Annotated in this window: 16 protein-coding genes; 8 read left to right on the top strand and 8 right to left on the bottom strand. The window is 69.1% G+C overall.

All coding sequences use genetic code 11. The annotated features are described in order from the left end of the window. Positions 1–159 precede the first annotated feature (159 nt). Positions 160–366 (top strand): hypothetical protein, encoded by a 207-nt coding sequence (locus NUG20_RS11285; protein WP_263394590.1) that lies wholly within the window; start codon positions 160–162, stop codon positions 364–366. Between the two features lie 142 nt (positions 367–508). Here the strand turns inward: NUG20_RS11285 and NUG20_RS11280 are convergent, their stop codons facing one another. From NUG20_RS11280 to NUG20_RS11255, 6 genes are all read right to left on the bottom strand, one after another. Then, positions 509–760, bottom strand: a complete 252-nt coding sequence (locus tag NUG20_RS11280) for a hypothetical protein (RefSeq protein WP_263394589.1) — start codon at positions 758–760, stop codon at positions 509–511. Next, entirely contained in the window at positions 757–2,097 is a 1,341-nt protein-coding gene (locus tag NUG20_RS11275; RefSeq protein ID WP_263394588.1) for a TFIIB-type zinc ribbon-containing protein, read from the bottom strand. The genes NUG20_RS11280 and NUG20_RS11275 overlap by 4 nt, the downstream gene beginning before the upstream one ends. A gap of 19 nt (positions 2,098–2,116) precedes the next feature. Then, entirely contained in the window at positions 2,117–3,268 is a 1,152-nt protein-coding gene (locus NUG20_RS11270; RefSeq protein ID WP_263394587.1) for an SPFH domain-containing protein, read from the bottom strand. 224 nt (positions 3,269–3,492) lie between these two features. Continuing rightward, positions 3,493–3,768, bottom strand: a complete 276-nt coding sequence (locus NUG20_RS11265) for a hypothetical protein (RefSeq protein WP_263394586.1) — start codon at positions 3,766–3,768, stop codon at positions 3,493–3,495. A 280-nt stretch (positions 3,769–4,048) separates the two neighbouring features. Then, complete coding sequence (locus tag NUG20_RS11260) at positions 4,049–4,468, bottom strand: zinc-binding dehydrogenase (RefSeq protein WP_263394585.1); 420 nt, start codon at positions 4,466–4,468, stop codon at positions 4,049–4,051. Beyond that, positions 4,366–4,983, bottom strand: coding sequence for an NADP-dependent oxidoreductase (locus tag NUG20_RS11255; protein ID WP_263394584.1), 618 nt, complete (start codon positions 4,981–4,983; stop codon positions 4,366–4,368). Before NUG20_RS11255 ends, NUG20_RS11260 begins: the two co-directional genes overlap by 103 nt. Positions 4,984–5,088: 105 nt before the next feature. Between NUG20_RS11255 and NUG20_RS11250 the strand changes: the two genes are divergently transcribed. From NUG20_RS11250 to NUG20_RS11220, 7 genes are all read left to right on the top strand, one after another. Then, positions 5,089–5,973: a LysR family transcriptional regulator gene (locus NUG20_RS11250; RefSeq protein WP_263394583.1), complete on the top strand. Its 885-nt coding sequence runs from the start codon at positions 5,089–5,091 to the stop codon at positions 5,971–5,973. 266 nt (positions 5,974–6,239) lie between these two features. Next, positions 6,240–7,037, top strand: a complete 798-nt coding sequence (locus tag NUG20_RS11245; protein WP_263394582.1) for a MipA/OmpV family protein — start codon at positions 6,240–6,242, stop codon at positions 7,035–7,037. Continuing rightward, complete coding sequence (locus tag NUG20_RS11240) at positions 6,994–7,767, top strand: response regulator transcription factor (RefSeq protein ID WP_263394581.1); 774 nt, start codon at positions 6,994–6,996, stop codon at positions 7,765–7,767. The genes NUG20_RS11245 and NUG20_RS11240 overlap by 44 nt, the downstream gene beginning before the upstream one ends. Continuing rightward, positions 7,754–9,124, top strand: coding sequence for a sensor histidine kinase (locus tag NUG20_RS11235; protein ID WP_263394580.1), 1,371 nt, complete (start codon positions 7,754–7,756; stop codon positions 9,122–9,124). Before NUG20_RS11240 ends, NUG20_RS11235 begins: the two co-directional genes overlap by 14 nt. A 29-nt stretch (positions 9,125–9,153) precedes the next feature. Continuing rightward, positions 9,154–9,399, top strand: a complete 246-nt coding sequence (locus NUG20_RS11230; RefSeq protein WP_263394579.1) for a hypothetical protein — start codon at positions 9,154–9,156, stop codon at positions 9,397–9,399. Positions 9,400–9,510: 111 nt separating this feature from the next. Then, the gene (locus tag NUG20_RS11225; RefSeq protein WP_263394578.1) at positions 9,511–10,725 is read left to right on the top strand and encodes an efflux RND transporter periplasmic adaptor subunit; all 1,215 of its coding nucleotides are present in this window, start codon (positions 9,511–9,513) and stop codon (positions 10,723–10,725) included. Then, complete coding sequence (locus tag NUG20_RS11220; RefSeq protein ID WP_263394577.1) at positions 10,722–13,787, top strand: efflux RND transporter permease subunit; 3,066 nt, start codon at positions 10,722–10,724, stop codon at positions 13,785–13,787. The genes NUG20_RS11225 and NUG20_RS11220 overlap by 4 nt, the downstream gene beginning before the upstream one ends. Before the next feature lie 39 nt (positions 13,788–13,826). Here NUG20_RS11220 and NUG20_RS11215 read toward each other — a convergent pair whose 3' ends face one another. Both NUG20_RS11215 and NUG20_RS11210 read right to left on the bottom strand, forming a co-directional pair. Then, positions 13,827–15,362, bottom strand: a complete 1,536-nt coding sequence (locus NUG20_RS11215; protein WP_263394576.1) for a DUF6519 domain-containing protein — start codon at positions 15,360–15,362, stop codon at positions 13,827–13,829. A 19-nt stretch (positions 15,363–15,381) separates the two neighbouring features. After that, positions 15,382–17,595: a hypothetical protein gene (locus NUG20_RS11210; RefSeq protein WP_263394575.1), complete on the bottom strand. Its 2,214-nt coding sequence runs from the start codon at positions 17,593–17,595 to the stop codon at positions 15,382–15,384.

The following is a 17,595-nucleotide window of genomic DNA, read 5'->3' as shown; positions in this document are numbered from 1 at the left end:
GGCAGCCAGCACCTCGCTTGTCGTCTGCCGAGCAAGGTGAAGCGCCGCGCACACGATGCCGGCGTCGGACCGGCTCGCCCCCGCCGCAGTGGCGGTAAACTTGCGCCTGGCCGGCCGACGAGATCGGCCCAGCGCAGGTTTCCACCGGACACAGACGCATTGAATGCCAAACGCCAAGCCGGTCCAACCGGCACTACCCAGTCACAGTGGCTGGCGATCGAGCGAGCCGCGGCGGCGGAACTGCTGCGCCGTACCGGCGAGGCGCACGTGACGATCCTCGAACTGCTTCGGCGCCATGCCAAGGATTTCAGCCCGAGGCAGATCGCCGGGCTCCAGCGGCGATTGCGCAAAGGTGTCAAGCGCTAGGCGTGGGGAGCCCGAGCCGATCGGCGCGGAAGAGTCGCGCCATGAGTGGATCGTCGAGTTACAGCGGTGCCTCGCCGGCCCGCGCTGCCGTGCCCACCGCTCCAGATCCCGCGCCTGGCGCGGCATGGATCTGGATAGCGCCTCAGCCGCTGTCCCGCTGCACGCGCGCCCGATAGTCGTGCACGTTGTCGCCACCGATGCGCCGCGCCTGTGTTCCCGTCACCGTGCCGACCTTGCTGTCCGAGCCGGTCACCGGCGTCGCCTCGACGCTGGTCTCGCGCTCGAAGGCGTGCGACTTGTCGGTGTTGCGGTAGTACCGGTACAGGGCCCAGTACAGCGCGCTGGCGCCGGCCGGGCCGGCCAGCAGCAGCCATAGGCCATTGTCGTCGCTCATGAGGTGGTCACCACGATCCAGAGTGCCAAGGCTTCGATGACGCTGCCGGCGGTGAGCGCGGCCAGCAGCAGTTTCCACTGCTGCACCGGCACGCTTCCCATGGTCTCGCCGGTGCGGCCGTTCACCGCGATGTAGTGCAGCATGCCGCCGTTGCGGCCGGGCTGGTGGTACGAATACAGCCACACCGGCAGGTACATCGACACCCAGCGCGTGCCGTGGACCTCCAGCCGCTCCTGCTCCCAGCGCACGCCGCGGTCGTAACGGTCGACGGAGTCTTCGACCTGGGCACGGGCGATCGACAGCAGCTGGTCCTCCACGCGCGGCCGCAGCTGCTCGATGTCGAGGTTGCGCTTCTCCGAGGTGAAGCCCGCCAGGTAGGACGCGTTCCACTTCACCGCGTTCTTGGTGTCGAACGGCAGGATCGTGTTGATGATGTTGTTGGTGTTGGCCCGCGTGTCCAGGTTGCCGCGGTCGGAGGACGATTCCAGCGGCAGGTCGTCCACGGTGAAATCCACGTGCCGCTCCACCTGGTACACATCGGCATCGTAGTAGGTCTGCTTGTTCTTTTCGGTGCCGCGCGTGTACTCGCGCGTCTTGATCTCGCCCTTGCCGGCCACGCTGGCGCTGACGTTGCTGTCGACGATCATGTAGGGCAGGTAGACGCCGACGACGTTCTCCGGCGTGAACTGCTCCTTGAACGCCTTCAACGCGAACAGGCGCCGCTTGTCCACGAACTGGCGGATGCGCGCGACCGCATCGTCCTTGCCGATATGGAACGGCAGCACCGCATCGGGCACCGCGCCGTTGGCGATCTGTTCGTTGACGCCGAACACATGGCGGCACCAGTGGCAGCGTGCGGTCATCGTGCTTTCGGTGTTGATCGTGACCTCGGCGCCGCAACCGGTGCACTTGAAGCTCATCAGGCTGGCGGCGTCGGCGGCGATGTCGCGCGCGCCGGACGCGATCACCGTGCCGCGCAGCGCGCCGATGCCGTCGCCGAATCCGAATGCCTCCTCGACCCGCGCGCCGTGCCATTCGTTGCGGCAGTACTGGCAGACCAGCAGGTCGGTGCCGAGCTTGGGCCGGATGTCGGTGGCGCCGCATTTCGGGCAGCGGTTGAGGCCGTCCCTGAGCTCGGCGGCGGCGGTGTCGATGGCGAGCGGATCGGGTGCCTGTACTTCGTCGCGGATCGGGCCGGGCAGGGTGGCCGGATCGATCGGAAAGCCGCCCGGCAGGGGCGGCACGTCCTGCGGCGATCCCGGGCCGCTCACCGGCGCCGCCGGCAACGGCGGCGGCATCGGTGGCAACGGCGGAGGCGTCGTTCTGGAGTCGGACATGGTCTGGGCGCGTCCGCGGTTACAGGCCCAGTGCCTTGGCCTTGGCCGCGTCGTAGTCGCCTTGGGTGATCAGGCCGAGGTCCAGCATCTCCTTGGCCTTCTTCAGCTTGGCGACCGCGTCGTCGGCGGCCGGTGCGGCGGGCGCGACCGGCTGCTGCAGGCCGCCCACGCCGCCGACCATGCCCGTGGCCATGCCGACCCCGACCAGGCCCGCGGCGCCACCATGCTCACCGGCCGATTGGATGCCCTGGGCGACGCTCGCCTGCAGATTGGAGTTGCCGCGCGCGCCGGCCAGCGCGTCGGCGCGCTGCACGGTCTTGAGCAGTTCCCGCGTATTGGCGTCGTACTCGATCGACACGATCGCGGTCTTGACGATGGCCAGGCCGCGGTCGGAACGCCACTGGTACGCCTGCTCGACCGCGTCGGACAGGCTCTTGGCGAAGCCGAGCGAATCCTGCTGCAGCTTGGTGATGCGGTTGCCCTTGCCCGGGTCGTTCGTGTACAGGCTGAAAGCCGGAGCGAGCGAGCCCACCACCTCGTTGAACAGCTGGTTGGCGGCGGAATTTTCCAGATCAGTGAAATCGAACACCTGGCCCGGCTGCAGGTAGCGGGCCGGGACGAAGTTCTTCACGAACAGGATCGGGTCGACGATCTTCAGCGTGTAGGAGCCGCGCGTCACCGCGCCGACCTGGGTGCCGAGGAAGCCGTCGTCCCAGTAGATCTCGGACTGCGTGCCGAAGCGATTCTCGGGCAGTTCCTTCAGCGACACGAAGAACGCGGCCTGCTGCGCGCCCGGCTGGCCGCCGAACTTGAAGCGCTCCCAGCTCTGCCGGATCAGCGGCGCGACCAGGCCGTCGCCGGCGAAGATCGACTGCGAGTTCGGATCGTCGGAGCGCCATTCGTAGCCGCCCGGTTCGGCGACGAAGCCGGTGATCGCACCGTCCTGCATCAGCAGCAGGCCGTAGCCTTCGGGAACGACGATCTTCGATCCGTTGCTGATGATGTTGGAAGAGGCGCCGGTGTTCGAACCCCGCCCGGCATTGGTGCCGCGCGGGACCGCGGCGAACAGCGCCGCCGTCGCCGGCAGGCCTGCCGGCACGGTGTAGAAGTCTTTCCACTGGTCGGCGAGAACGCCGCCGACCGCACCCGCCACCGCCTGTACGAGACCCATGACAACTCCCTTTGATTCTTGTGGACGGGTACCGTACCCATCGTGCCGCCGGACTATATCAGCAGCGGGCAGGGCGTGAAGCGCGAGCCTTGTCGATCCCGCCTACCGTTGGAGCTAGGCTCGGCACACGGGCGGCGGCCCAAAAACAAAGCCCCGCCGGAGCGGGGCCTTGTTACGGTTCTACCTCGTCCGGGCGCAGACCGGCATGCCATCCGGTGTCGGCCTCAGGGCAGGTCGCACTTGAGTTTCGCGTCCACGTAGTAGGGCTTGGGAACGTCCGGGTTCTGGCTGGTCTTCTCGAACACCACCTCGAACGAGTCCGGATTCGGCGTGCCCTTGCGTTCCGTGCAGGCGTCCTGCAGCTTCTTTTTCACCGCCGCGATACCGGCATCGCGATTGGCGCCATCGGCGCTGTTGGTCAGGTTGGCGACCTCGGCGAACGCGGGCGAACTCATGCCCAACAGGCATCCGGCGAACATGAGAGCGTGCAGTGTCTTCATGGAATCTCCTTGTTTGAATGTCCGTAAGCGTCTGGTGGCGTGCTCTGTGCCGCACGGCATGTCGTGGGCGCAGTTGGCGTCATCCAGCGCGCCGCTAGGATAGGAGGAGGTGGTTAAGGCTTCGTGCTGATCGCGCGATTCGCCTTGGGGCACGCACGCAAGGGATGCGCGCACCGACCGCCCCAGTTCGGCAGAGCAAGCGGGTGAGCGACGGATCACCCATGCAAGGGCCTCGATCGCCGTCAATTTTCAGAGACGGCGACCACGACGACGGCCGATGTCAGGCCGAGAAATCCACGACCGTCTTGCCGAGCTGCGGCTGGGTCCGGTTGCGTTCGATCGCCGCAGGCAGGTCGTCGAACCGCACCACGGCGCCGACCTTGGACTGCAGGCGACCGTGCGCCACGTCCTCGGCGATCGCCTGCAGGCGCGCCGCATCGGGCGTGTTGATGAACCACAGGCCGCGGCGTCCGGCCGGTGTGCTCGACAGGATCGCCGGCGACACGGTGCTGACGATGGCGCCATCGTCGGCGAGCACCGACCACGAGCGGTTCAGCACTTCGCCACCGACGTAGTCGAGCACCAGATCGATGTCGGTCACCGAACGCTCGAACTGCGTCTGGTCGTAGGCGATGACGTGGTCGGCCCCGAGGCCGCGGACGTAGTCGGCCTGGCTGGCCAGGGCGGTGGCGTAGACCACGGCGCCCGCCTGGCGCGCGTACTGCACCGCGAAAACCCGCCCAGACCGCCGGCCGCGCCGTGGATCAGGATGCGCTGCCCGGCACGGATGGGGCCGGCGAAGTGCAGGCTCTGCCACCCGGCCACCGAAGCGACCGGCAGCGCCGCCGCTTCCACGAAACTCAGGGCGTCGGGGATCAGGCTGAGATTGGCCTCGTTGACCGCGACCAGTTCGGCGTAGGCGCCCAGGCCGCCGAGCGGCCCCATCACGCGGTCGCCCTTGCGCAGTCGGGTGACGTTCGCGCCGACGGCCTCGACGACGCCGGCCAGTTCGATGCCCAGGACGGTCGGCAACTGCAGCGGAAACGCGTCGCGGACGTAGCCTTCCCGCACCTTCCAGTCCAGTCCGTTGATGCCGGCGGCCTGGACCCGCACCAGCACCTGGCCGGCTGCGGCGGTCGGCGCTTCGGTCGATGCGATCGTGGCCGCGTCGGCGCCGCCGTATTCGGTGAGAAGCAATGCACGGATGGTGTTCATCAGAAACTCCTTCAGGGTTTGGTTGCGGATGACCAAACGATAGGTGGTTTCAAATTCAAAACGAAGACCATAATATATAGACCTACCGTATCAAATGTGAGACGCATGGATCTCAACGCGCTCGAGGATTTCCAACTGGTGGCGGCCCACGGCGGCTTCGGCAAGGCGAGCCGGGCGAGTGGGCGCTCCAAGGCGACGCTGTCGCGCCGCGTCGCCGATCTCGAGGAAGCGCTGGGCGTTCGGCTGATCGAGCGGGGCTCGCACAGCCTGGAGTTGACCGAAGCCGGCCAACTGCTGCTGAGCAGAACGGAAGGGCCGATGCGCGAGGTGGCCGAAGCGGCGGCGGCGGCGCGCGATGGCATCGCAACGCCGCAGGGGCGGCTGCGGATCGCGGCGCCGATCCTGTTCTCGCAGCTGGCGTTGGGACGCATCGTGGCCCAGTTCGTGGCGCGCTATCCCGACGTGCAGATCGAAGCGGTGGCGGCGGATCGTGTCGTCGACCTGGTCGAGGAGCACTTCGATGCCGCCATCCGCATCAACCCGCGCAAGGACAGCAACCTGGTCGGCCGCTGTTTTGCCAGGGACAGGATGGTGCTCGCCGCAGCGCCCTCCGTGCAGATGCCGACCGGGCCGCGCGACACGCCGTTCCGGGTGCCTGCAGCGGTCATGCCGAGCTATCGCGACGGCGATGTGTGGAGCGTTCGCAATGGCCAGTTCAGCGTCGAGCCGCAGCCGATCCTGCGCCTGTCCTCGCTGCTGATGATCCGCGACGCCATCGCCGCCGGCGCCGGGGTGGCGATGCTGCCGCAGTCGATCATCGGCAGCCTGCTGGAAAAAGGCGAACTGGTGACCTGGGGCATCGTCGGCGACGAAGTCGAACTCTGGGTTCTGCACACCTCGCGACGCCTGCAGAGTCCGAAGGTCCGGGCGTTCGTGGAGTTCATGTGCGACCAGTATCCAGGCGGGTCGTTCACCATTCCGATGCGATGAATCGGGGTTGGGAGGCTAACAGCTGGCTTCAACGCAGCGTGGCGGGAATTCGGGCTGGGTATCGAGGGTAGGCCGACCATCGCTCCGGTCATCGCAGACGCCGGCCCTTCCCCGGCGATGGAGCGCGCTCGGCATGCCGGCGCTCCTCACCCGGTACAACCGCCGGGAATGACGTTCTGGGTGCAGGCGTGGGCAAGGCGGTAAGTCGCTTGTAAGTCGCCGCGCCAGAGAATGGCCGCGTTCCCACCCCCACAAGGCACGCTTCGATGCGCAAGTCCCTCGCCCTCCTCATGCTGGCGTCGCCGACGATCGGCATGGCCCAGAACAGCACGACCGCGGATCTGTTGCACGAGGTCGACGACGACCGCTGGAGCATCGGCGTCGGCGCCAATGCGCGGCAGAGCACGTACGCAGGCGAGGGCACACGGATCAGGCCGTTTCCGCTGGTGACGTTCGAAGGCGAGCGGATCTTCTGGAACGGGTTGTCGGCCGGCGTGCATGTCCTCGAGACCGACCGGATCGGCATCGACCTGATGATCGCCGGGCGATTCGATGGCTTCGACATCGCGGATCTTGGCCAGCGCGAACTCGTTGCCAATGGGCTGAATCCGGCGTTGCTGGAAGACCGCGACGATGCACTCGACGCAGGCATCGCGATCCGCTGGTTCGGGCGCGCCGGGCAATTGAAGCTGCGTGCGCTGGCGGACGTCACCGACACCAGCGGGGGCCAGGAAGTGACGCTGGACTATGGGTATGCTTTACAGTGGGGAAAGACCACGGTGGTGCCCGGCGCGTCGGTGACGTGGATGTCCAAGGACATCGTGCAGTACTACTACGGAATCACCGACAAGGAGGTGGCGCGTGGCGTGGCGGCGTATGCGCCAGGTGCCGCGGTGGTGCCGCAGGTCAATCTCGGGTTCCAGCGCTCGTTGGGTGAGAAATGGAAAGTGATCGGCGCGGTGAATTACCAGTTCCTGCCCAGCGAAATCACCGACAGCCCGTTGTCGGAGCCGGACACCGATGGCAGCGCGGGCGTGCGGATCGGCATCACCCGCAGCTTCTGAACGTGAGGCGCGCATGGCGGTGACAGTGGCATCGGACACCATCCACAACCGGGTCGCGCTGGTGGAGGACCATCTGCGCCTGGCCGGCCTGGTGACCCGGGGGTTGCAGGCGGCGGGCATCGCGGTCGATCACTATCGCAGCCTCGAGGCCGGGTGCCACGCTGTGCGGGACAGGCCGTATGCGGTGGTCATCGTCGACCGTGGCCTGCCCGACGGCGACGGCCTGGAGCTGGTCCGGCGGTTGCGCGGCGGCGGCGACCAGACCCCCTGCCTGATGCTGACCGCGCGCGATGCATTGCGCGACCGCGTGGACGGCCTGGACGCGGGTGCGGACGACTACCTGGCCAAACCGTTCGCGTTGGACGAGCTTGCCGCGCGGGTGCGGGCGTTGATGCGGCGCACGCCGCAGCTGCAGCTGTCGCAGCCGGCGTTCGGCGACCTGACCGTGGAGCCACATCACAGCGTGATGCGCTGCGGCGGGCAGACGGCCACGCTGTCGTCGTCGGAGTTGCAGATCGTCATCGCCCTGGTACGCGCCGGCGGCCGCACCGTGCGCCGCGACACGCTGGAACTTGCCGCCTGGGGCGTTTCCGAGGCGGTCACGCCCAATGCGCTGGATGTGGCCATTCACCGCCTGCGCAAGAAGCTGACGGCGCTGCGCTCGTGCGTGAGCGTTGCGAACATGCGCAACCAGGGTTTCTCGTTGAGCACGCCGGATGCGCCTGCATAGCCTGTCTGCGCGCCTGCTGGCCGCAGCGGTGGCCGGCCTGATCGCCGCGACCGCGGTGGGTGCGGCGGTGCTGGGCCTGCAGATGTGGCCGGACGACCCCACGCGCATCCTCCGCGCCGAGCTGGCCGAAGAGGTGCAGCACATCGCCGAGGGCATGCACGTGGATGGTGCCGGACAGGTGACGGTACGGCTGAGCGACAGCAACGCGGCGATCTACGATGCGATGCCGGGCGATGCCGCCTACGAGGTGCAGGACGCACGCGGCCGTCCGCTGGCGCACAGCCCGGATGGGCCGGCGCTGCGCGCCCTGCGTGCGATGGCGCCCGATGCGAAGGTGCTGCACGTCGACGTCCGTGGACGCAGTCTTGCGTTGGAAGTCGCCCAGGTGGGCATCGCCCACGCGGGCGTTCCATTCACCGTGCGCGTGGCGCGCAGCCACCGTCTGGTGACCACCTTGCAGCACCACGCCGGCGAGCTGTATCTGCGGGCGCTGCTGCTCACCACCGCGGTAGCATTGCTGATCTTCGTGGGGGTGGTCTATCTGACCGTCACGCGCATGCTGCGCCCGATCCGCGCGGTCTCCGACGCCGCCGCGGCGATCGGCCCGCGTAACCTCGCCGCACGCTTGCACGGCGACAGCCTGCCGGCCGAATTGCGCCCGCTGATCGCGGCCTTCAATACGACACTGGACAGGCTGCAAGCCGGATTCCAGGTGCAACAGCAGTTTCTGGCCGCGGCGGCCCATGAACTCAAGACGCCATTGGCGCTGCTGCAAGGCGAGATCGAACTGGGCGGTGCCGCCAATCGCGAGCTGCTGCTGCGCGACACCGCGCTGATGGCCAGGCAGGTCCACCAGTTGCTGCAGCTGGCGGAGGTCAGCGAAGGACACAACTTCCGCTTCTCCAGCATCGCGCCGGACGCCGTGCTCGAGGATGCGGTGCGCTACCTGCAACGCCTGGGCCAGCAGCATGCGGTCAGCGTGGTCTTCCTGCAGGGCACGGACACCTCGTCCGCCGTGGAAGCCGACAGCGCCGCATTGTTCGTGCTGGCCAAGAACCTGCTGGAAAACGCGATCCTGCATAGCCCGCGAGGGGGCGTGGTGGTCTTGGCGCTGCATGCGAACGGGTTTAGCGTGCAGGACCAGGGCAGCGGAGTGGCGCTGGGCGACCGGCCACACCTGTTTGCGCGGTTCTGGCGGGCGCGTACCGATGAGCGCGAGGGCGCCGGCCTGGGTCTGTCGATCTGCGCGGAGATCTGCGGCGCGCACGGCTGGCGTGTCGCGCTGGCCGATGCCGGTGACGCTGGCGGTGCGCGCTTTGAGGTCGTGTTCGACGCCACCGCGGAGTTGCGCCCGTGAGGGAGAACACAGGCGAGACGCAGGCGGCGTTGCAGTCGCTGGTCCTGGAGTTGGCGCGGCTGATCGACCCTGCACCTGGGTGCGCCGAACACTGGTTCGGCGCCGACCCCATCGATGCACTGGGCGGGCGTACCGCCGCGCAGATGATCGCCGACGGCCATGGCATCGCCGTGCTGAGCTTTCTGGTCCGCGTCGCGCATCTGCAAGCGGCGGTGCCGATCGTCGCCGGCCTGCATTCCGCCGGCGTGCCTTCGACAAAACGCCGCGTCCCGTAAGTAGCGGGTAAGCGCCGGCACACCACAGTACCTACTGCGCAGCGCTCGCCATCCCGGCGCGCCGCGACACTGGTGTGGACATTGAACATGAAACGGGACGAGATCGCCGCTTTGCTGGCACGGCTGCACTTCGACGCGCATCCGCCTGTACTGGCCAGGCGCCTCGGCGGCCGGGCGAGGGTGGCCGTGCTGGCGCTGATCGCGCTGCTGGCGGGCGTGGCGGGATGGGCGGTTGGGACGTTCGGACATGGCAGGGCGGCCGAAGCGGCAAGCGTTGCCGACGCCGCGCTACCGGGAATGCTAAGCATCACCACCGCAACGACGCGGCAATTGCAGTGGCAGGAGCAGATCCTGGCCTCGGGTGCGATCGTGCCGTGGCAGGAGGCGTCGTTGGCGTCGCCCCTTAGCGGCTTGCGAGTGGCCAGCGTCGAGGTCGACGTGGGCGATCTGGTCGGCAAGGGCCAGGTGCTGGCCAGGCTGGACGACGCGGTATTGCGGGCCGACGTCCTGCGCCTGCGCGCCGCCCTGGCGCAGGCGCAGGCGCTGCACGCGCAGGCCCGGCGCGACGCCGAACGCGCGGTCGCGCTGCGCGCGAGCAAGTTTCTCAGCGAGCAGGCCATCCTGCAGGCGACCACGCGCGTGGACACGGCCGCCGCCGACGTGCGCGTGGCGCAGGCGGCGCTGGCCGCCAAGCGGATCGACCTTGCCAACACCGTGCTGCGCGCGCCCGACGCGGGCGTGATCAGCGCCCGCGCCGCCACGCCCGGTGGCGTGCCGCAGGACGGCGAGGCGTTGTTCACCTTGATTCGCCAGCATCGGCTGGAGTGGCGGGGCGAGGTGACGGCCGCGCAGCTTTCGACCATCGCCAAAGGCCAGGTGGTCCGCCTGACGCTGGCCGATGGCACCCACGCCGAGGCGCTGGTACGCCAGACCTCGCCGGTGCTCGGCAGCGATTCGCGCCTGGGCCTGGTCTATGCGGACATCCGCAGCGGCTCCACCGCGCGGGCCGGGATGTACGTGGAAGGGCGCATCGGTGGCGGGACGACACCGGCGATGGCGCTGCCGGCGGCCTCGGTCGTGGTACGCGACGGACGCAGTTGCGTGTTCGTGCTCCAGGCCTTGGGTGCCCGCCACAAGGTGGCGTTGCGCGAGGTGACGGTGCGGCGGCGCCAGGGTGCGCTGGTGGAGATCGTGGCCGGCGTGTCGGCCGATGATGTCGTGGCGCACGAAGGCGCCGCCTTCCTGGCCGACGGCGACCAGGTGCGGATCGTGCCGGCATCGGCCGCTGCAATGCAGGCCGGCGTGAGCAAGGCCGGTTCGCCGTGAGCGCGGCGACCTGGCCCATCCGCCATCCCACCCCGGTGGTGCTGTTGTTCCTGCTGCTGGCGCTGGCTGGCTGGGTCGGCTTCCGCGACCTGCCGGTGCAGGATCTTCCCGAGATCGACCTGCCCACCATCAACATCGCGCTGGTGCAGCCTGGCGGTTCGCCGCTGCAACTGGAAAGCGAGGTCGCCCGGCCGGTGGAGGACGCGCTCACCGGACTGGTCGGCCTGCGCCATGTGCGCAGCACCGTGTTCAACGGCATGGTGCGGGTGAGCGCCCAGTTCGAGATCGGCAAGCCGTTGCAGGAGGCGTTGACCGAGACCAAGGAGGCGGTCGACCGCATGCGCTCGACCTTGCCGTCCACGGTGCTGCCGCCGTCGGTCAGCGCGGAACTGCTGGGGAGCAGCCCGATCCTGGGTTACGCCGTGCAGGCAAAGAAGATGGACGAGCAGCAATTGTCCTGGTTCGTCGACGACGTTCTCGCCAAGACATTGCGGGTGCTTCCAGGCGTCGGCCGGGTGGCGCGGGTGGGTGGGGTCGAACGCGAAGTGCGCGTCGAGCTCGACCCCGCGCGCATGGCAGCGCTCGGCGTCAGCGCCGCCGAAGTCTCACGTGCCATCGGCCGTGTGCAGCAGCAGGCCGCTGGCGGTACCGCGCGCCTTGGCGGAGAGACGCAGGCATTGCGCACGGTGGCGACAGTGCAGCAGGCGCGCGAACTGGAACAGTTGCCGATCCCATTGGCGGATGGACGCTGGCTGCGGCTGGAACACGTTGCACGCATCGTGGACGGTCCGCGCGATCGCAGCAGCGCTGCGCTGCTCGATGGCAAGGCGGTGGTCGGGATGGACATCTATCGTGCGCGTGGACGCGACGAAACCCGGGTGGCGGCGGCGGTGGAGCAGGCCCTGTCCGAACTGGCACAGCGTTACCCGGAGGTGGTGGTGACGCGGGTGGCGGGCAGCGTCGACTACACGCAGGAACAGTTCGACGGCTCGATGCAGCTGTTGCTGGAAGGTGCGCTGCTGGCCGTGCTGGTGGTGTGGTGGTTCTTGCGCGACTGGCGCGCCACCGCGGTGGCGGCGATGGCGCTGCCGTTGTCGATCCTGCCCACCTTTGCGCTGATGCCATGGCTGGGCTTTTCTCTCAACACATTGACGTTGCTTGCGCTTGCGGTGGTCGCCGGCATCCTGGTCGACGATGCGATCGTCGAGATCGAGAACATCGAACGCCACCGGCGGCTGGGCAAGCCCTTGCGCGAGGCCACCGCCGATGCGGTGTCGGAAATCGCGGTGGCGGTGATCGCCACGACGCTCACGCTGGTGGCGGTGTTCCTGCCGACCGCGCTCATGCCGGGCATCTCCGGCCTGTTGTTCGCACAGTTCGGCTGGACGACCGTGATCGCGGTGCTCGCCTCGCTGCTGGTCGCGCGCTTGCTGACGCCCTTGCTGGCGGTGCATTGGCTGGCCGACGCGCCCGCCGTGCATTGCCGGGAAAGCGCATGGGTCACCTGGTATCGGACGCGGGTGGCGTGGTGCCTGCAGCACCGCACCGCGACGCTGCTGCTGGCCGCGGCGGTGCTGATTGCATCGCTGGCCTTGCTGCCGCTGATCCCCACCGGTTTCATCCCGCCGGCGGAGCAGGGCTATGTGCAGATCGGCGTGGAGTCGCCGCCGGGAACGTCGCTGGAACGCTCCACCGCCATGGCCGAGCGGGTGCGCCAGGCGGTGGCGGATCTGCCCGGCGTCGTGCAGGTGTTCACCAGCATCGGCGGCACCGAAGGCGATGCCGGCATGTCGGTGTCCGAGACGCGCAGGGCGGTGCTGACCATCACCTTGGCCAAGCGCGGCCAGCGTCCACCGCAGCCTGCGCTCGAGCAGCAGATCCGCGACCGGCTGGCCACGCTGCCCGGCGTGCGCGTGACGGTCGGCGGCAATGCGCCCGGGGGCGAGGTCGCGCTCATCCTGGCGAGCAACGATCCCCACCTGCTGGCCGCCACGGCGCGTTCGCTGGAGCGCGAAATGCGTGGCGTGCGCGGACTGGCCAACGTGACATCCTCCGCCAGCCTCGAGCAGCCGGAGCTGGTGGTGCGCCCGATGCTGGGCCTTGCGGTGGAGCGGGGCGTGGAAACCCAGGCCCTGGCCGATACCGTGCGCATCGCGCTGGGAGGCGATTACGACACCGACCTGCCCAGGCTGACGCTAGACAGCCGCCAGCTGCTGATCCGCACCCAACTGCCGCAGGCCGCGCGCAGCGACCTCGACACGCTCACCCAGTTGCGCGTGCCGGGGCGGCACGGCCCGGTGCCGCTGGGCAGCGTGGCGAGCGTGGCGATGGAGAGCGGGCCGTACCAGTTGGAGCGGTTCGACCGCCAGCGCTACGTCACGCTCAGCGCGAGCCTGGCCGGGCTTGCGCTCGGACAGGCCAACGCCGCCATCGCCGCATTGCCCACCAGCCAGGCCAGGCCCAAGGCGGTCACGCGGATCGAGACCGGCGATGCCGAACTGGCCGCGGAAATGGCAGGCGGGCTGATCGGCGCCATCGCCGCCGGTATCGTCTGCATGTACTGCGTGTTGGTGCTGTTGTTCAAGGACGCGTTCCAACCGATCACCATCCTGTCGGCGGTGCCGCTGTCACTGGGTGGCGCATTCGCGGCCTTGCTGCTGAGCTCGATGGAACTGAACGTGCCGAGCATGATCGGCCTGATCATGTTGATGGGCATCGTGACCAAGAACTCCATCCTGCTGGTGGACCATGCCGAGCAGGCGTTGCGCAACGGCCAGGCGTCTTCCCCGTCGCAGGCGATCGCCGAGGCCGCCGCGCAGCGCGCACGCCCGATCGTGATGACATCGCTGGCGATGATCGCCGGCATGTTGCCGATCGCGCTTGGACTGGGTGCCGACGCGAGCTTCCGGCAGCCGATGGCGATCACCGTGATCGGCGGGTTGGTGACCTCGACGGTCCTCAGCCTGCTGGTGGTGCCGGTGTTGTTCGTCAGCATCGCCGAGCTGCGCCGACGCGTGGTGGCGGTGATGGGCAACGCTCGCCGCGGCGGCGCATCTGCGTGACGGCCGCGCCAGGAACGGCCGCGCGACCACGCGTACCTGTCAGCCGTCCTTTCGCTTGCGCGAGGTCTTTGTCGCACCTGGCGCGACGACACCGTCCCGTTTCCTGGAGGGGGTGCCGACCAGCTGCGCGCGAGGCGCAGCGCAGGTGCTGGCGGGATAGACCAGACAGGTGCACGGGGCCAGCACGCCAGGCGCGCCGGTCGCCGACAGGCCGACGAAACCGAGCGGTGCGTGGTAATAGCGGGTGCCCTGCGGTGGTTCCGCCAGGGCATGGCCGTCGCGGTCGCGAGGCCAGCCGGTATCGCCGGTTGTCCGCACCGCGGCATGCCAATAGTCGCCGCTGAGATACTCGCCATCCGGGTCGAAGCGCACCTGCAGGCCGTCCTCCAGGTCGATCCAGTCGTCCTCCTGCCCGGACGACGGCCGCAGCGGCACCGCGCCGTCGTCGAGGCTGACGTCGTCGCGGGCCTGCTGGTCCCAGCGCCGCACCTTGCTGGTGGCGTTCGCCTGCCGTGGCGCGTCCGTCGCCAGCACCAGTTCGTCGCCGTCGACGCTGGCCAGGCGGCACAGCGTGCCCGGCTGGCCTTGCAGATCGTCGTCTTCGTCGCTGAGTTCCACCCACTGCGCATCGAGGAAGCCGCGCGTGCTGGCCACGCGCAGGCGTTTGCCGCCGCCGGACACCCAGCGCGTCGCCACGCTGCCGTTGTCGCGCGACCATTTGAAGGTCGGCGCGCCGCTTTCGCTGCCGCGATGGATCTCCACGCGGTAGAGATGGTTCTCGGTGCCGCGGTAGGCGACGTCGGGATCGGTCACGCAGGGATCGTCCAGACGCTCCGGCGGTTCCAGCCGCAGCGTCATCGTCGCCCCGGCGTCGCGCTCGAACAGCTGCAACGGTACCGCGCAGGCCTGCTCCGGGCTCTCGCGCAGCAGATCGCGCTGCGCCTGCAGCGCGTCCAGCTGTGCCTGCAGCAGGGCCCGCTCATCCTCGTCCTCGGTCTGCTCGATGCGCTTCTTCCAGTCATCGATGCGCCCCTGCAAGCGCTTGTCCACCTCGGCCAGGTCGAGCGCGCGCACCTGCCAGACCACCTGCGAGCGGCTGCAGGTGTCCGCGCCGCCGAGCGCGACTTCGCGCAGGTGCGGCATTTCGATGCTGGTCACGTGGCGCTCCCACACCTTGAGATACACCCAGAATCGCGAGTCGTCGCGGTTGGCCGCGCCCAGCCAGCGGCGCAGCGCGTCGATCGGCCCATCCTTGCCGTCGGCCGGGGTGTAGTGCGGCTGCGCCAGGTAGTCGCAGCCTTCGCTTTCGCACAGCATGCCCTGCACATAGTAGCGGCCGGCCCCGATCTGCAATCCCAGGCCGTCGTCGTCGTCCAGCGTCAGGCCGAAGCCCGGACTGCCGGCCGGCGCGGCGTAGGGGCCGAACAGATCCAGCGCCAACGTGCGCAGGTGGTGCAGGAGGATGGCGCCCTGTTCGTTCGGATCGGCGTCCAGGGTGACGCGTCCCTGCTGCAGCAGCACTTGGCTGAAGTGGTGGCGGGGATCGAAGCTGACCCGCGAGAAATCGCCTTTCATGGGTAGGTCCTTTTTTGGTTCAGTCCGCGAACAGGAGCCCGACCGTCATCCCGGCCGGCGTGTGTTGATCCAGGCGCGCGCGCAGGTTGGCTTCGCGCTGGGGTTCGTAGAGATCGTGGTAGGCGCCCATCTCCGAGCCGTCATCGGCGCCGCGACGGATTTCCAGCGCGCTGTCCGGCGTCAGCCGCGCGTAGCCGGGCAGGCCGTAGCGGCGCGATTGGAAGCGCGGCTGCACGCGCTGGCGTTCGGCGCCGATCAGGGTCTGTTCGGTCGCTTCCGGCAAATGGCGCGCGCGCACCGCCGCCGTCACCTCGTCGGGCTGGCAGCGGTAGCGCCGCGGCGAGCGGCAGTGGCAGGGGATATGGCTGTGGCGCACACAACCGATCTGGCGCCGCGCCACATTGAGGCAGGCGTCGAACACGCTGTTCTCGGCCAGTTCGACCGCATGCACCTGGACCTGGCCGAGCACCGTGCTGTCGCGCAGGGTCAGCCGGACGTGGGCGACCGCCGCATCCATCGCCCCGATCGCATCGCCGCTGCCGGCGGCATCGATGATGCTGTCCGCGATGACCAGCGCGATCGGGTCGGTGCCGACCTCATCCTGGCGCACCTGGATCGAGCCGACGATGCTGTGCTCGATCTGTACGCGTGCCTGCACGCCGAGCAATTCCAGGCTGGGCTCGGAAGCCCGTTCGGGCGCGCAATCGCAGCCGATCCCCCAGCCCGGCACCAGCGTGCAATGGCGGATCGCCAGTTCGGCGCCACAGGCGGGGGTCTTGGCCGCCTGCTCGGCGTAGGCCCGCGGGTCGTGCGGGGCGCTGACCTGCATCGGCCGCCCGGCAAGCAGGATGCCTTCCAGCGCGAAGCGGCTGCCGACGTCCAGTTCCACGCCGAGCGCGTCGGGCAGGTCGGTCTGCCAGTCGATCAGGCGGATCACCGGCCGCGTTCCAGGGGCAGCGCACAGCATCAGCGACTGGCCGGGACGCAGGCGCACGTGCACCGGCTCGACCCACACGCCGCTGTGCATCAGCTCGATCACCGCGTGGGCGGGCGCTTCCTCCTCCCACTTGCGCAAGGCATCGCCGAGGCGCGGCAACGACGAGGCGCCGCCCTGGCCGACGCGATACAGCGTGAACGGCGGCGGTGGCCGCCGCGCCGGACGCGGATATTCGCCACCGCCCAGATCGGCCGCGAAGCCGTAGTGGTAGCTGACCCGCACGCCCTTCTTCGGCACCTGGTCGGGCGGGAACATCAGCCGTCCGCGCTGCGGGTCGACCGCGACCTTGCCGCGCGGTGGCCGGTAGCGCCAGCCGCTCAGGTCGGCCACCACGATGGCTTCGACCGGCACCGGCGCGCTGCCGTCCTGGCCGGCCCATTGCTCTGCCCAGATCGCCAGGCTGGCATCGGCGCCGTAGTCCTGGCGCAGGTGGTCGCGCAGATCGCGGCGGCGCAGCGGCAGCGGCAGGTTCTGTTCGTCGGCCTGGTGGAACGCGTCCGGCTCCGGCCGCGGCTTGCGGTACAGCGGCACATCCTGGCCCAGCACGCTGAAGGTGAAGCAATGCGCGCCGGCGTCCTCCACGCAATAGGCCGGGGTGCGCGTGACCGGGTAGCTGCGCGTGCGCCAGACATGCACGCCGACGCTGGGCACGTTGTGCCGGCCGCGGCGGTGGCGCGACTGGATGCGGCGCAGGTCGGCGCTGTGGGCCAGGGTGTCGAACGGGCGGTCGCAGCGGTCCAGCGCACGCATGTCGCGCAGGTCCGCCGTGCCCAGGCGCTCGGTATGCAGATGGCTGGGATGCTGGGCGCGGTCGAGCAAGCGGAAATATTCCTGCGCGCGCGCCGGCCATCCGCCGACATCGAAGGCCAGGTCTTCCAGCAACGAGACCGTGCCCTTGCGGCGCCGTTGCGAGATCAGATGCGCGACCTCGCGTCGCGGCACGCGGACACGTTCCAGCGCCTGGCCACCGGCGCCATCGCCCAGTGCCGCCTCCACCGGCCGATAGCCGAGCAGGTCGGCGAGGTAGGGCACGGCCCAGTCCTCGGCGGTCTCGATGAACCAGTTGTCGTACAGACGCGCGATGTCGTCCTCGACCAGGTTCATCTGCTCGGCGATCACCCGCAGCAGCGCCTGCAGCGGATAGCCCTGTTCGGCGTCGCGGATGCGGTGCACCGCCGGCAGCAGCCGATACAGGCGGTCTTCGCGGGGAAGCGTGTGCAGCGAAGGAAGATCCAT

Source organism: Xanthomonas sp. CFBP 8443 (assembly GCF_025666195.1).
Taxonomy (GTDB): Bacteria; Pseudomonadota; Gammaproteobacteria; order Xanthomonadales; family Xanthomonadaceae; genus Xanthomonas_A.
Note: the sequence above shows the minus strand (reverse complement) of the source record. Positions and strands in the feature narration are given on the sequence as shown.

Coding starts and splice junctions, on each gene's coding strand:
- NUG20_RS11235 (WP_263394580.1), top strand. CDS start 7,754: ATGCGCCTGCATAGCCTGTCTGCGCGCCTGCTGGCCGCAGCGGTGGCC.
- NUG20_RS11215 (WP_263394576.1), bottom strand. CDS start 15,362: ATGAAAGGCGATTTCTCGCGGGTCAGCTTCGATCCCCGCCACCACTTC.
- NUG20_RS11245 (WP_263394582.1), top strand. CDS start 6,240: ATGCGCAAGTCCCTCGCCCTCCTCATGCTGGCGTCGCCGACGATCGGC.
- NUG20_RS11265 (WP_263394586.1), bottom strand. CDS start 3,768: ATGAAGACACTGCACGCTCTCATGTTCGCCGGATGCCTGTTGGGCATG.
- NUG20_RS11275 (WP_263394588.1), bottom strand. CDS start 2,097: ATGTCCGACTCCAGAACGACGCCTCCGCCGTTGCCACCGATGCCGCCG.
- NUG20_RS11240 (WP_263394581.1), top strand. CDS start 6,994: ATGGCAGCGCGGGCGTGCGGATCGGCATCACCCGCAGCTTCTGAACGT.
- NUG20_RS11270 (WP_263394587.1), bottom strand. CDS start 3,268: ATGGGTCTCGTACAGGCGGTGGCGGGTGCGGTCGGCGGCGTTCTCGCC.
- NUG20_RS11255 (WP_263394584.1), bottom strand. CDS start 4,983: ATGAACACCATCCGTGCATTGCTTCTCACCGAATACGGCGGCGCCGAC.
- NUG20_RS11210 (WP_263394575.1), bottom strand. CDS start 17,595: ATGGATCTTCCTTCGCTGCACACGCTTCCCCGCGAAGACCGCCTGTAT.
- NUG20_RS11280 (WP_263394589.1), bottom strand. CDS start 760: ATGAGCGACGACAATGGCCTATGGCTGCTGCTGGCCGGCCCGGCCGGC.
- NUG20_RS11250 (WP_263394583.1), top strand. CDS start 5,089: ATGGATCTCAACGCGCTCGAGGATTTCCAACTGGTGGCGGCCCACGGC.